The following is a 13981-nucleotide window of genomic DNA, read 5'->3' as shown; positions in this document are numbered from 1 at the left end:
CCTTCTGCATTCAATGCCCCGGTTCAATCCGGGATCGGCAGGGTCAGCGTTTCCTTCACCTCTTCCATCACGATGTAGCTCTTGGATTCGCGCACGTGCGGCAGGGTCAGCAGGGTGCTGCCGAGCAGCTTGCGGTACGACGCCATCTCGCTGATGCGCGCCTTGAGCAGGTAGTCGAAATCGCCCGACACCAGGTGGCACTCCAGCACATTGGGCAGCTTCAGGGCCGCGCGGCGGAATTCCTCGAAGATGTCGCCGGACTTGTAGGCCAGGCTGATCTCCACGAACACCAGCAGGCTGGCCTTGAGGTAGTGCGGGTCGAGCTTGGCGTAGTAGCCGGTGATGGCCCCATCGCGTTCCAGCCGCCGCACCCGTTCGGTGCAGGGCGTGGTCGACAGACCCACCCGTTCGCCCAGTTCGGTAAAGGAAATGCGGCCTTCGTCCTGCAGGATGCGCAGGATCTTGCGGTCGATCTTGTCCAGTTCGCGGGGGCGCACGGCCATCGGCGTCATCCAGGCATGGGGGTTGGCGCGACAATATCCTGTCATCGCTCCTAAAAACAGGGCAAAAGCTTGGTTTGGCCGGAATATACTTCCGCAATTATGGTCCCGGCACGCTCCAGTGCAGGGAATGATCGGGTCGGAGAAGCTACATGCGCGTTCTAGTCCTTGGCAGCGGCGTCATCGGCACCACCAGTGCCTGGTACCTGCGGCAGGCCGGGTTTGAAGTCACGGTCGTGGACCGCCAGCCCGGTCCGGCGCTGGAAACCAGTTTCGCCAACGCCGGCCAGCTGTCGTTCGGCTACACCTCGCCGTGGGCCGCGCCGGGCGTGCCGCTCAAGGCGGTCAAGTGGCTGTTCTCCGAACATGCGCCGCTGGCCATCCGCCCCGGCCTGGACTGGCGCCAGTACCTGTGGCTGGCGCAGATGCTGCGCAATTGCACCCATGAGCGTTATGCCATCAACAAGGCGCGCATGGTGCGCATGTCCGAGTACAGCCGCGACTGCCTGAACGAGCTGCGCGAGCAGACCGGTATCGAATTCGAAGGCCGCGACCTGGGCACCACCCAGCTGTTCCGCACCCAGCAGCAGCTGGACGCCTCGGCGCAGGACATCGAAGTGCTGGCCCAGTACGGGGTGCCCTACAAGGTGCTCGACCGCGACGGCATCATCGCCCACGAGCCGGCCCTGGCCGGGGTCGCCGACAAACTGGTCGGCGCGCTGTGGCTGCCGCGCGACCAGACCGGCGACTGCCAGCTGTTCACCCGGCGCCTGGCGCAGATGTGCGTGGACGCCGGCGTCGAGTTCCGCTTCGACCAGGACATCGCCGGCCTGCAGACCGACGGCGACCGCATCACCGGCGTGCGCATCGACGGCACGCTGGAAACCGCCGACCGCTACGTGGTCGCGCTGGGCAGCTATTCGCCGTCGCTGGTGGACCCGCTCGGCCTGCGCCTGCCGGTCTACCCGCTCAAGGGCTACTCGCTGACCCTGCCGATCACCAACCCGGCCATGGCCCCCACCTCGACCATCCTGGACGAGAGCTACAAGGTGGCGGTGACCCGGTTCGATGACCGCATCCGCGTGGGCGGGATGGCTGAAGTGGGCGGGTTCGACCTGTCGCTGTCGCCGCGCCGCCGCGCCACCCTGGAAAAAGTGGTGGGCGACCTGTACCCGGACGGCGGCGACCTGTCGCGTGCCGAGTTCTGGACCGGCCTGCGCCCGGCCACGCCCGATGGCACCCCGGTGATCGGCGCCACCCCGTACCGCAACCTGTTCCTCAACACCGGCCACGGCACGCTGGGGTGGACCATGGCCTGCGGTTCGGGCCGTTACCTGGCCGACCTGATGAGCGCGCGCCAGCCGCAGATCAGTACCGAAGGCCTGGATATCTTCCGCTACGGCCACACGGCCGCATCCGTTGTTCATAGTGAGCCCAAAGCATGCGCCCAGCCCGCGCGTTGATTGACCTGGACGCGTTGCGCGCCAATTTCCAGCTTGCCCGTGAACTGGGCGGCGGTCGCAAGACCCTGGCGGCCATCAAGGCCGATGCCTACGGCCACGGCGCCATTGCCTGCGCGCGCGCGCTGCAGGGCCAGGCCGACGCGTTCGGCGTGGCCTGCATCGAAGAGGCGCTGGAACTGCGCCAGGCCGGCATCACCACGCCGATCGTGCTGCTGGAAGGCTTCTTCGACGCCGACGAGCTGCCGCTGATCGTGCAGCACGACCTGTGGTTCGCCGTGGGCGCGCCGTGGCAGGTGGAGGCGGTGCTGGCCTTCCAGACCACTGCCCTGTTGAAGATCTGGTTGAAGCTGGACAGCGGCATGCACCGCCTCGGCCTGTCGCCGGCCGACTTCCGCGCCGCGCACGCCCGCCTGAGCGCGCTGCCGCAGGTGGCGCCGATGGTGCTGATGAGCCACATGGCCCGCGCCGACGAGCTGGACAGTCTGCGCACCCGCGAGCAGGCCGACCTGTTCGCCGCCACCATCGACGGCCTGGCCGGTGAGACCAGCCTGTGCAATTCGCCGGCCCTGCTGGGCTGGCCGGACGTCCGCAGCGATTGGGTGCGACCGGGGCTGATGCTGTACGGCGCCAACCCGCTGCCCACCCATTCGGTGCTCACCGAGCGGCTGCGCCCGGTCATGACCATGCAGTCGAAAATCTTCGCCGTGCGTGAGATCGGCATCGGCGAACCGGTGGGTTATGGCGCGCGGTTCGTCGCGCAGCGGCCCACCCGGGTGGGCGTGGTCGCCCTGGGGTATGCCGACGGCTACCCGCAGTTCGCCCCGAATGGCACCCCGGTGCAGATCGACGGGCAGCCCGGCACGCTGATCGGCCGGGTCTCGATGGACATGCTGACCGTGGACCTCACCGACCTGCCCGACGCCGGGGTAGGCAGCACGGTGACCCTGTGGGGTGAGTCACCGCGGCTGGATGTGCTGGCGCCGCTGTGCGGGGTCAGCGCCTATCAGCTGCCGTGCGCGGTCAAGCGGGTACCGCACCAGCACCTGGGCGGCTGAGGGGGCGCCACGCCCGGCGTGGCGCCACCGTCAGCGGCTGGCGGTGGCGTCGCTGCGCAGGTCGCGGCGGACCCAGTCATCCACCAGCCGCTTCTCATAGCGCAGCGGGTCGGTATCGCGTTGCAGGCCGATGTTGTGCAGGTAGCCGCTGTCGGACAGCTTGCGCTCGCCCTGCGCCAGCACCTGCCCCTGGGCATCGGTGAGGGTGAAGGTCAGCGCGATGCGCGGCGGGTAGACGTCGCGCAGGATGCGGATATCGTTGCCGCGCGGCCCGTGCCACGGCTCGTAGTCACCGGCGCGTTTGATGTCGGTCAGGGTCACATCCAGCGTCTGCCCCGGCTGCAGCTGCTTGCCGGCGCTGGTCTGGACGTAGGTAGCCAGCTGCTGGACCCAGTTGCCGCGCTGGGCTTCGAAGCGGTTGGTGCTTTGCCGGATCTCGGTGAACTGGGCCGGGTCGGTCCACGACACCTTGACCGGGCCATCGCCGCTCAGGGCACGGGGCGCCTGGGGGTCGGTCACGGTACGGGGCCCCGCGGCGTTCGCGCTGCCGATCACCAACAGGCAGGTCAACAGACCGGCCACCAACGGTTTGCGGTTCATGACGACTCCTCGATCACGATCACAGACGGGATCAGGTTTTCAGTGTGATCCTGATCACCCGGTGGGACAATCGCCAATTGCGTCAGCCGCTGCGGCGGTTGCCGCCAATTCACCTACGTCGTCGGCCACGTCAATCCCACCCATGGCGCTTGACGCTACGAATACGCCCTCTGGAAGATGCTGTGTCCCTCTGTTTCGCCAGTTGCCCCCTTGACGCCCTTGCCCAGCCTGCCTACTTCCACTCTTGAACGCCCCTCTTTCATGACAGTTGCGTCCCACGCGGGGATGTACCGGAGCGTGCTGGAGCAGATGAACGCCGGCTTCTGCGTGATCGAAGTGCTGTTCGACGACAACAAGGCGGTGGATTACCGCTTCCTTGAGGTCAACGACGCCTTCGAGCGCAACACCGGGCTGGCCAACGCGCGCGGGCAGCGCATGACCGCGCTGCAGCCGGACCACGAGCCGGACTGGTTCCGCATCTACGGCCAGGTGGCCCTCACCGGCCAATCCCAGCAGTTCGAACTGGAAGCGCGTGCGCTGGGCCGCTGGTATTCGGTGGAAGCGGTGCGGGTGGGCGAGCCGGGCGACCACCAGGTGGCCGTGGTGTTCTTCGACGTCAGCAGCCGCAAGCAGATCGAAGTGGAACTGGCGGAAAGTGAAGCGCGCTTCAGTGCGCTCGCCGATGGCCTGCCCATGCCGGTGTGGGTACTGGACGAAGCGGGCCATGCGCGCTTCGTCAACAGCGCCTTCAGCGAGTTCTTCGGCGGCGACGAACAGCGCGTGCCCGAGAACGTCTGGCGGGGCCTGGTCCATCCTGATGACGCGTCGGTATTTGATTACGAGCTGCAGGAAGCGCTGAAGGCGCAGCGGTCGATGCATGCGCTGGTGCGCGGCCTGCGTGCCGATGGCCAATGGCGCTGGCTGGAAATGAATGCCCGCCCGCGGTTCTCGCGCATGGGCCACTTCATCGGCCTGGCCGGCAGCAGCCCGGACGTGACCGAGCGCCGCGAAATTGAAATGGCGCGCGAGGAGCTGCTGCAGTCCGAGCGCGCCGCGCGCAGTGCCGCTGAAAACATGGCGCGGCTCAAGGACGAGTTCCTGGCCACGCTGTCGCACGAACTGCGCACCCCGCTGACCACCATCCTGGGCTGGAGCGAACTGCTGCTGCAGCGTGTGGATGCCACCAGCCCGCTGTACAAGGGCCTGGGCGTGATCGCCAACAGTGCGATGGCGCAGAAGCGCCTGATCTCGGACATGCTCGACCTGAGCAGCATGCTGCTGGGCAAGGTGCAGCTGGAAGTGGAAGTGCTGGACCTGCGCGCGCAGCTGACCGAAGCCATGCGGGCGCAGGAACTGGTGGCCGAAGGCAAGGCACTGCACATGACCCTGTCGCTGCCTGACGAGCCCACGCTGGTGCTGGGCGACGCCACGCGGCTGCAGCAGGTGCTGTGGAACCTGTTGTCCAACGCGATCAAGTTCACCCCCGCCGAAGGCACCGTGGCCGTCACCCTGGCGAGCGATGGCGGCCACTGGTCGATCAGCGTGGCCGACACCGGCGACGGCATCGCCCCCGAATTCCTGCGCCACCTGTTCAGCCGCTTCCGCCAGGCCGATGGCACCACCACCCGCCGCCATGGCGGTCTCGGGCTGGGCCTGGCGATTGCGCAGCAGCTGGTGGAGCTGCACGGCGGCACCGTGGCGGCCACCAGCGAGGGTGCCGGCCACGGCGCCACGTTCACCGTGCGCCTGCCGCGCTACCAGCCGCAGGCCGACGGCCGCCCGCTGCGCGAGGTGTTCAGTGGCCCGATAGGGGAACAGGTGATCGAGCCGTTCCCGCTCAAGGGCCTGCACCTGCTGGCGGTGGAAGACCAGCCCGAAGTGCTCGAATACCTGCGCCGGCTGTTGGAGGAGCAGGGCGCCGAAGTCACCGCGGCCGCCTCGGCGGGCGAGGCACTGGCCCTGCTGGACCGGGGCGGGCATGAAGGCATCGACGTGCTGCTGACCGACATCGGCATGCCTGGCATGGACGGTTACGGCCTGGTACGGACGCTACGCGAGGACATCGGCGTGGAAGCGCAGGTGCTGCCGGCGGTGGCGGTCACCGCGCTGGCCCGTGCCGACGACCGCAAGCGGGCGCTCGCCTCCGGGTTCCAGGAGCATGTGGCCAAGCCGTATTCGGTGGCCCAGCTGGTCTCGGCCGTGCGCAGCGTACTGGCCGAGCAGCGCCGGTAACCCCGCACACGTACCCCACAGGAGTCCCCATGTCCCGTTACGCCCCGACCATCCATACCGATCCGGCCCGGATCGCGGCGCTGGAAGCCCTGCTGCCGCAGCTGCGCGGCCAGACCCACGTCGAGATCACCCTGGACGACGGCACCCGCCTGCTGGGCACCGTCGCGGTGCAGCCCACCCTGCAGCAGTACCGCGATGCCGACGAGAACGAAGGCAGCAATGGCCAGCTGCGGCTCGACGACCTGGATAGCCCGGTGCAGCAGCACCTGGTGTGGCTCGACCGGATCGCCAGCATCCGCCAGCTGCCCCCGGTCGAGTAACCCCGCGCCGGGCAGACCGGCGTGATTGGGCTGAACCAGTCGCCATGCGCGTCAGCGCCCGCACGGCGACGTAAAAGCGCAGGGCCGGCACGAAGCGGCAGCGCCTGCGCTTATCCCCGCATCAGTGCACGAACACCTCGGGCTCGGCCTCGAAACGCCGTGCATACGCGCGTTCGTCGGCCACCCGCGAGACCTCGTCGTCGGCCATGTCCGGCGCGCCATACACCGCGTACGCCACCGTGCCGTCGGCCTGCTTGCCGACCTGGTGCAGGCGGTAGCGTGAGTGACCGCCGCCGGTGTCCTGGGGGTAGTGCACCGGGGGCTGGGCGCCCTCGATGTCCATCTCGCTGTTGTCGACCACGCCACCGACAAACAATGCACGCATGAGCCATCTCCATCGCAAATGAGCCTCCACCCTGACGGTTTGGATGTTGCCGGGGCATCAACATGGCGTTGAATAAACGCAAATCGGGCCCGGGCGGAGGCGATCCGGGCGAACCGGTAGAATGGCGGTCTCTTTTCAAGATGTGCCCCCTCTCGATGGCTGCCCAGCACGACGCTCCCCTGGAAACCCTGTTCCTGCCGTTCGCCAGTGGCGTGCTGTCCTGGCCCGCCGGCCCGGTGCTGTTCCTGCGCGCCCGCGACGGCTGGCCCCTGCGTGAGCACGCCCAGCCGACCCAGCTGGTCTGCGAGCAGAGCTTCCGGCCGTTCGCCGATGCGCTGGAAGCCAGCGGCTGGACCGTCCGCGACGAGCAGCAGCTGGCCGACGACAGCACCCGCTACGCAGTGGTGCTGGTGCTGCCGCCGCGCCAGCGTGAGGAAGCCAAGGCGCTGTTTGCCCGCGCCGTGGCGCTGGCCGCCCCGGGCGGGGTGGTGGTGGCCTGCCAGCACAACAACGAAGGCGCCCGCTCCGGCGAAGGCGACCTGCAGCAGCTGACCGGCCTGGGCGGCAAGCTCACCAAGAACCACTGCCGCGCCTACTGGACCGCGCCGCTCGATGGCCAGCACGACGCCGCGCTGGCCAAGCGCTGGGCCACCCTCGACGCGCCCCGCGCGATTCTGGGCGGCCGCTTCCAGAGCCGCCCGGGCATCTTCGCCTGGGACCGCATCGACCCGGCCTCGGCGCTGCTGGTGGAGCAGCTGCCGGCCGACCTGGCCGGGCGCGGTGCCGACCTGGGCGCCGGTTTTGGTTACCTGTCCGCCGAAGTGCTGGCCCGTTGCCCCGGCGTGACCGGGCTGGACCTGTATGAGGCCGAAGGCCGCGCGCTGGCGCTGGCCCGCACCAACCTGGACGCGCTCGGCGCGCCGGCCGCGCTGACCTATCACTGGCAGGACGTGACCGCCGGGATCGAGGCGCAGTACGACTTCATCGTGACCAACCCGCCGTTCCACACCCCCTCGCGTGCCGACCGCCCCGACATCGGCCAGCGCTTCATCGCCGTGGCCGCGCAGGCGCTGCGCCCGGGCGGGCGCATGTGGCTGGTGGCCAACCGCCACCTGCCGTACGAGCAGATCCTCAACGAAAGCTTCGGCCAGGTCCGCGTGGCCGCCGAGCGCGACGGCTTCAAGCTGATCCAGGCCACCAAGGCCAGCAAGACCGCCACGCCGGTCCGGGGGCCGCGGGAACGTGAGCCGTCGTGGGGCCGCGGAGGCCGCGCGTGAAGCTGGTCAAGCTTCTGGCCAACCTGGGCTATGGCAGCCGCAAGCAGGTGCAGGGGATGTTCCGCGACGGCCTGGTCACCGATGCCGACGGCGAGGTGCTGTACACCGATGACGTGGTCGCGCACGAGGCGATCCGGGTCGAGGGCGAACCGCTGGACCCGCCGCAGGGCCTGACCCTGATGCTGCACAAGCCGCGCGACTACACCTGTTCGACCAAGGACAAGGGCCGCTTGATCTACGACCTGCTGCCGCCGCGTTTCCGCGAACGTTCGCCGCTGTTGTCGTCGGTGGGCCGGCTGGATCGTGACACCAGCGGCATGCTGCTGATGACCGACGACGGCGCGCTGCTGCACCGCATCGTCTCGCCCAAGTCGCGCCTGGACAAGGCCTATGAGGTCACCCTGGCCGAAGACCTGCGTGGCGACGAAACCGCGCGTTTTGCCAGCGGCACGCTGCTGCTGGAATCGGATGACAAGCCGCTGCTGCCGGCCGAACTGCACGTGCAGTCGCCGCGCCAGGCGCAGCTGGTGCTGCACGAAGGCCGTTACCACCAGGCGCGGCGCATGTTCGCGGCGGTGGGCAACCACGTCGCGGCGCTGCACCGCAGCCGCATCGGCGGGCTGACCCTGGGCGACCTCGGCGAAGGGCAGTGGCGCATCCTGGATGCCGCCGATCTTGAAACGCTCTTCAACGTGCCATGACCGCGATTGCCGCGTTGCCGTTCCTGCCGGACGCCGTCATCTTCGACATGGACGGCCTGATGATCGACAGCGAGCGGGTGTCGATCGCCTGCTGGACGCAGGCGGCGCACGAGCTGGCGCTGCCGCTCGCCGATGACTTCTGGCTGCGCTTCGTCGGCCTGGGCGACCGCGACTGCGAGCGCCTGTTGCTGCAGCACATCGATGCAGGGCAGGTGGCGGCGTTGTTCGCGCGCTGCCATGACCTGTACGAAGCGCGCACGCAGGAAGGCCTGCCGTTGCGTCCGGGCATCCTGGACCTGCTGCAGCTGCTGCACGACCACGGCATCGCGCGCGCGGTGGCCACCTCGACCCGCCAGCCCCGCGCGTCGCGCAAGCTGGCCGCGGCCGGCCTGCTGCCGTTCTTCGAGGTGGTGGTGACCAGCAGCGACGTGGCCCACCCCAAGCCGGCCCCGGACATCTACCTGCTGGCCGCGCAGAAGCTGGGCAAGGACCCGGCGCGCTGCCTGGCACTGGAAGACTCGCCGGCCGGCATTCGTGCCGCGGTGGGCGCGGGCATGACCGCAATCCAGGTACCCGACCTGGTGCACCCCGACGACGACCTGCGCGCCCTGGGCCACCGCATCGTCGACTCGCTGGCAGACGCGCACACCCTGCTGCTGCCGCATCTGCAGTAGATCGGGGTTCCAACCGGCGAGCAGCGTCTCCGGCCAGGGTCCTGCCCACCATCGGCCGGGGCGCGGAACGTGCGGTCGTCTGGGGAGCGACCCTACCAGCGATGGTCCGCCAGCGCGTTGGTCGACGACGTTGGTGGCGCGCCGCATCTGCCTTGTTGGGGATACTGCACGTGAACCCCGGTAGGGTCGGTTCCCAAACGACCGCCGACACCGCTGACCGGCGCGACGAACGCATGACCGCCGCCGAAGACCGCATCACCTGGCTGCCAGCAGCTCCGTCTCCCCACCAACACTCACCGCCCCCATCGGGGCACAAAAAAACCCGGCGCGCTGGCCGGGTTTTTCTGTCACTGCATCAACCAGGCATCACACCCGGCCGAACACCAGCGCTGCGTTGGTGCCGCCGAAGCCGAAGCTGTTGGACATCACCGTGTTCAACTGCGCATCCTGGCTTTCGCGCACGATCGGGAAGCCTTCCACCAGCGGGTCCAGCTCGCCGATGTTGGCCGAGCCGGCGATGAAGCCGTCGCGCATCATCAGCAGGCAGTAGATCGCTTCGTGCACGCTGGCTGCGCCCAGCGAATGGCCCGACAGCGCCTTGGTCGACGACAGCGGCGGCACGTCCTGGCCGAACACTTCGCGCACGGCCTTCAGCTCGGTCACATCGCCCAGCGGGGTGGAGGTGCCGTGCGTGTTGAGGTAGTCGATCGGACCACTCAGGTTGGCCATGGCCATGTTCATGCAGCGCACCGCGCCTTCACCGGACGGGGCGACCATGTCGGCACCGTCGGAGGTGACGCCGTAGCCCACCAGTTCGGCATAGATGCGCGCGCCACGTGCCACGGCGTGGTCGTAATCTTCCAGCACCAGCATGCCGCCGCCACCGGCGATGACGAAGCCGTCGCGGTCCTTGTCGTACGGGCGCGAGGCGCTGGCCGGGGTGTCGTTGAAGCGGGTGGACAGCGCGCCCATGGCGTCGAACATGACGCTCATCGACCAGTGCAGGTCTTCACCGCCGCCGGCGAACATCACGTCCTGTGCGCCATGGCGGATCAGGTCGGCCGCCGCGCCGATGCAGTGCGCCGAGGTGGCGCAGGCCGCGGACAGCGAGTAGCTCAGGCCCTTGATCTGGAAGGCGGTGGCCAGGCAGGCCGACACGGTGGAGCACATCGTGCGCGGCACCATGTACGGGCCCACCTTGCGCACGCCACGGGCGCGCAGGATGTCGGCCGATTCGACCTGCCACTGGCTGGAGCCGCCGCCGGAGCCGGCGATCAGGCCGGTACGCGGATTGGCGACCTGCGCCTCGTCCAGGCCGGCATCAGCGATCGCATCGCGCATGGCGATGTAGGCGTACGCCGAGGCATCGCTCATGAAGCGCTTGACCTTGCGGTCGATCTGCGCGTCCAGGTCCAGTTCGATGTTGCCACCGACGTGGCTGCGCAGGCCGGCTTCGGCATGGTCGGGCAGGTGGCGGATGCCAGCGCGGCCTTCACGCAGTGCGCTGGAGACCGTGTCCAGATCGTTGCCCAGGCACGAGGTGATGCCCATTCCGGTAATGACGACGCGACGCATCAGAAGTTCTCGGTGGAAGTGAACAGACCTACGCGGAGGTCTTTGGCGGAGTAGATTTCACGGCCGTCCACCAGCATGCGGGCGTCGGCCTGGGCCATCACCAGCTTGCGGTTGATGACGCGGGTAATGTCGATTTCGTAGCTCACCAGCTTGGCCTCCGGCAGTACCTGGCCGGTGAACTTCACTTCACCGCAGCCCAGGGCGCGGCCACGGCCGGGCGCGCCCAGCCAGGTGAGGTAGAAGCCGGTGAGCTGCCACATGGCATCCAGGCCGAGGCAGCCGGGCATGACGGGGTCGCCGATGAAGTGGCAGCCGAAGAACCACAGGTCCGGGCGGATATCCAGTTCGGCGCGTACCAGTCCCTTGCCGTGGGGGCCGCCGTCGTCGCGGATGTCGGTGATGCGATCGAACATCAGCATCGGATCGTTGGGCAGGCGACCGCTGCCCGGGCCGAACAGTTCACCGCGGGCGCTGGCCAGCAGTTGTTCGCGCGAGAACGCGTGGAGACGAGTCATGGAAAGCGCAATCCTGAAGAAGCCATCGGGTAAAGCCGGCCATGGGCAGGCTGTGTTGCTGGAACCAAGTGCGCAAGAGTGCAGAGGAAAAGTGATTCAATCAAACGTTTTAACCGTACGCCGGCGTAGTGTTTTCAGCTTGAAAAACGCATGTTGTTGTTATGAAAAGACCATACTCAGGCGTGTGGCTGTAATCTTGTTCATCTACGCATCTGCTTCCAGGTCCGAGTCTTCCCGCCGTGTCTGTTCTGCGCAAAATCATCCATGTGGACATGGACGCGTTCTACGCGTCGGTGGAGCAGCGCGACGATCCGTCGCTGCGCGGCAAGCCGGTGGTGGTGGCGTGGAAGGGGGCACGTTCGGTGGTGTGCGCGGCGTCGTACGAGGCGCGGGTGTTCGGGATCCGGTCGGCGATGCCGGCGCTGCGTGCGGAGCGGTTGTGTCCGGACGCGGTGTTCGTGCCGCCGGACTTTGTGCGCTACAAGGCGGTGTCGCGGCAGGTGCGGGAGATTTTCCTGCGGCATACGGATCTGGTGGAGCCGTTGTCGTTGGATGAGGCGTATCTGGATGTGACGGTGCACAAGGGGGGGATGACGGTGGCGACGGAGATCGCGGCGATCATCCGGGGGGAGATCCGTGAGGAGACGTCGTTGACGGCGTCGGCGGGGATCGCGCCGAACAAGTTTCTGGCGAAAATCGCATCGGACTGGCGCAAGCCGGACGGTCAGTTCGTGGTGCCGCCGCATCGGGTGGAGCAGTTTCTGACGCCGCTGCCGGTGAACCGGGTGCCGGGGGTGGGGAAGGTGATGGCGGGGAAGCTGGCAGAGTTGGGGATCGTGACGGTGGGCGATCTGCGGTCATTGCCGCTGGAGGTGTTGGAGGGGCGGTTCGGGACGTTTGGTGCGCGGTTGTTCAATCGGGCGCGGGGGATCGATGAGCGGGCGGTGGAGCCGGACCAGCCGGTGCAGTCGATTTCGTCGGAAGATACGTTCGCGGAGGATCTGCCGTTGGAGGCGCTGGAGGCGGCGATCGTGGAGTTGGCGGGGAAGACGTGGCGGGCGACGCGGAAGACGGAGCGGGTGGGGCACACGGTGGTGCTGAAGTTGAAGACGTCGCAGTTCCGGATCATTACGCGGAGTTTTACGCCGGAGTCGCCGCCGGAATCGGGTGAGGAGTTGCGCGATATCGCGCTGGCGTTGCGGGCGCGGGTGGATCTGCCGGCAGAGACGCGGTATCGGTTGGTGGGGGTGGGGTTGGGCGGGTTCCGCGAGCGCGAGGCGGTGAGCCAGCCTGGGCTGTTTGATCATCTGGATGGCGAGTGATTTTCGCTTGTGGCGAACAGCTAGAAGCTGAAGGCGAACAGCGAACAGCGAACAGCTGAGAGCCAGTGCGTTGGTGCGTGCCTGATGAGGGTCTGGGTGGCGCGGGTGGGTTGGCGGGACACGCCGTAAACCCATCCTTGGGGGCTCGTGAGCGCCATCCATGGCGCCCAACGGTCCCGCCAACCCACCCGCACCACCCCCTGATACTCGGTCGGCGCGTTGGGGCGGGCAACGGCGTCATCTGCGCAACGCGCGACGCTTATCGTGCACGTCATGCTTATCGTGCTTGGAAATTTCTGCTCGGTAGGGTCGCATCCCAATCGACTGCCGATACTCTCTCAACGTTCTGTCGTGGCATGACACTGAACAACGTTGCGCATTTTCTTTGATGCGTTACATCGCTTTTCTCTGTCGCATGTCACACCATCACGGCCACTGCATTTCCCCCTTCGCGACCTTCGCACTGATCTCCAACGAACCCACACCCTGCAGGGTCGGGTAACGTTTTTTCATTGCGGCAATCAAGGCGTCCGCATTCTTGCTGCGTGCGGTTTCTTCATCAAAGGCGCGGATGTAATCGGCGGTGAAGGTGAGGGCGGTGGCGTCGAGTGCGGCACCGCGGGCGTAGTGGCCGGGGATGACGTGGGCGGGCTTGAGGGCCGCGAGGGTGGTCAGGGTGGTCAGCCAGTCGGTGTGCGATTGGGGGCTTTGGGTGTCGGCCATCCAGACGTGTTCGCCGGCGACCACCGGGATGCCGCCGACGAGGGTGCGCAGGCTGGGGATCCAGAGCACGGTGCGGTCGGGGGTGGGGCCGTGCAGGCCGATGAGGGTCATCGGCTGGCCCTCGAGGGTGAGGGTGTCGCCCTGGAGGACGTCGGGGACGACGATGCGGCTGGGTTTGTCGGCGCCCATCTGCGGGCCCCAGTAGGCCAGTTTGCCGGCCTGGGTGGCGGTGATGTGGGCGACGGTTTGGGCGGTGGCGACGATGCGGGCGTGGGGGAAGGCGTCCTGCAGGGTGGCCAGGCCGAAGTAGTAGTCGGGGTCGCCGTGGCTGATGTAGATGGTGGTCAGCTGCTTGCCGGACGCACGGATGCGCTGCACCAGCTGGGCGGCGTCGGACGCGGCGAACTGGGCGTCGACGAGGATCGCGTCGTGCTGGCCGGTGATCAGGGTGGAGGCTACGGAGAACAGGGCGGTGTCGCCGGGGTGGTATGGCTGCACCTGCAGCGCGTGGGCATCGGCGGTGGCCGCGGCGGCGTGGCTGATGGCCGGTGCGGTCACGCCGAGCGCGGTACCGAGCGTCAACGCCAGGGCCAAGGTGGTGCGGGAGAAGGTCGGCATATCAAGAATTCCTGTGCAGAA

General features: G+C 67.8%; 14 protein-coding genes. 8 read left to right on the top strand and 6 right to left on the bottom strand.

Annotated elements, in window-relative coordinates:
- Positions 1–23 precede the first annotated feature (23 nt).
- Positions 24–503 (bottom strand): winged helix-turn-helix transcriptional regulator, encoded by a 480-nt coding sequence (locus DX03_RS17310; protein ID WP_038690714.1) that lies wholly within the window; start codon positions 501–503, stop codon positions 24–26.
- A 149-nt stretch (positions 504–652) separates the two neighbouring features.
- Here DX03_RS17310 and DX03_RS17305 point away from each other — a divergent pair, with 149 nt between their 5' ends.
- Positions 653–1963: a D-amino acid dehydrogenase gene (locus DX03_RS17305; RefSeq protein WP_038690712.1), complete on the top strand. Its 1311-nt coding sequence runs from the start codon at positions 653–655 to the stop codon at positions 1961–1963.
- Positions 1942–3018 carry an alanine racemase gene (gene alr, locus DX03_RS17300; RefSeq protein WP_038690711.1) on the top strand — a complete coding sequence of 359 codons (1077 nt, stop codon included), beginning with the start codon at positions 1942–1944 and terminating at the stop codon, positions 3016–3018. Before DX03_RS17305 ends, alr begins: the two co-directional genes overlap by 22 nt.
- Positions 3019–3048: 30 nt before the next feature.
- Here alr and DX03_RS17295 read toward each other — a convergent pair whose 3' ends face one another.
- Positions 3049–3618, bottom strand: coding sequence for a DUF3016 domain-containing protein (locus DX03_RS17295; protein ID WP_038690710.1), 570 nt, complete (start codon positions 3616–3618; stop codon positions 3049–3051).
- 261 nt (positions 3619–3879) lie between these two features.
- Between DX03_RS17295 and DX03_RS17290 the strand changes: the two genes are divergently transcribed.
- Both DX03_RS17290 and DX03_RS17285 read left to right on the top strand, forming a co-directional pair.
- On the top strand, positions 3880–5850 hold the full coding sequence (locus DX03_RS17290; protein WP_038690709.1) for a hybrid sensor histidine kinase/response regulator: 1971 nt from the start codon (positions 3880–3882) through the stop codon (positions 5848–5850).
- Between the two features lie 29 nt (positions 5851–5879).
- Positions 5880–6170, top strand: a complete 291-nt coding sequence (locus DX03_RS17285) for a DUF3247 family protein (RefSeq protein WP_038690708.1) — start codon at positions 5880–5882, stop codon at positions 6168–6170.
- Between the two features lie 121 nt (positions 6171–6291).
- On the opposite strand, the gene DX03_RS17280 is transcribed toward DX03_RS17285, so the two are convergent.
- Positions 6292–6555, bottom strand: a complete 264-nt coding sequence (locus DX03_RS17280; RefSeq protein ID WP_038690707.1) for a hypothetical protein — start codon at positions 6553–6555, stop codon at positions 6292–6294.
- A gap of 155 nt (positions 6556–6710) precedes the next feature.
- Between DX03_RS17280 and DX03_RS17275 the strand changes: the two genes are divergently transcribed.
- From DX03_RS17275 to DX03_RS17265, 3 genes are read left to right on the top strand one after another with little or no spacing between them, the layout of a single operon-like run.
- Entirely contained in the window at positions 6711–7832 is a 1122-nt protein-coding gene (locus DX03_RS17275; protein ID WP_038690704.1) for a class I SAM-dependent methyltransferase, read from the top strand.
- On the top strand, positions 7829–8533 hold the full coding sequence (locus DX03_RS17270; RefSeq protein ID WP_038690702.1) for a pseudouridine synthase: 705 nt from the start codon (positions 7829–7831) through the stop codon (positions 8531–8533). Before DX03_RS17275 ends, DX03_RS17270 begins: the two co-directional genes overlap by 4 nt.
- The gene (locus DX03_RS17265; protein ID WP_038690700.1) at positions 8530–9207 is read left to right on the top strand and encodes an HAD family hydrolase; all 678 of its coding nucleotides are present in this window, start codon (positions 8530–8532) and stop codon (positions 9205–9207) included. The genes DX03_RS17270 and DX03_RS17265 overlap by 4 nt, the downstream gene beginning before the upstream one ends.
- Before the next feature lie 366 nt (positions 9208–9573).
- Here the strand turns inward: DX03_RS17265 and fabB are convergent, their stop codons facing one another.
- Together fabB and fabA are read right to left on the bottom strand one after the other, a co-directional pair.
- Complete coding sequence (gene fabB, locus DX03_RS17260) at positions 9574–10782, bottom strand: beta-ketoacyl-ACP synthase I (protein ID WP_038690698.1); 1209 nt, start codon at positions 10780–10782, stop codon at positions 9574–9576.
- A complete protein-coding gene (gene fabA, locus DX03_RS17255) occupies positions 10782–11297 on the bottom strand; it encodes a 3-hydroxyacyl-[acyl-carrier-protein] dehydratase FabA (RefSeq protein ID WP_038690696.1) in 516 nt (171 codons plus the stop codon). The genes fabB and fabA overlap by 1 nt, the downstream gene beginning before the upstream one ends.
- Positions 11298–11536: 239 nt before the next feature.
- On the opposite strand from fabA, the gene dinB reads away from it, so the two are divergent.
- Positions 11537–12619: a DNA polymerase IV gene (gene dinB / locus DX03_RS17250; RefSeq protein WP_038690694.1), complete on the top strand. Its 1083-nt coding sequence runs from the start codon at positions 11537–11539 to the stop codon at positions 12617–12619.
- Positions 12620–13045: 426 nt separating this feature from the next.
- On the opposite strand, the gene DX03_RS17245 is transcribed toward dinB, so the two are convergent.
- Positions 13046–13960, bottom strand: a complete 915-nt coding sequence (locus DX03_RS17245; RefSeq protein WP_038690692.1) for an MBL fold metallo-hydrolase — start codon at positions 13958–13960, stop codon at positions 13046–13048.
- Between the last annotated feature and the right edge of the window lie 21 nt (positions 13961–13981).

It is taken from the genome of Stenotrophomonas rhizophila (assembly GCF_000661955.1).
GTDB classification, from domain to species: domain Bacteria; phylum Pseudomonadota; class Gammaproteobacteria; order Xanthomonadales; family Xanthomonadaceae; genus Stenotrophomonas; species Stenotrophomonas rhizophila.
The sequence above is the reverse complement of the archived record's forward strand: the minus strand, read 5'-3'. Positions and strand labels throughout refer to the sequence as shown.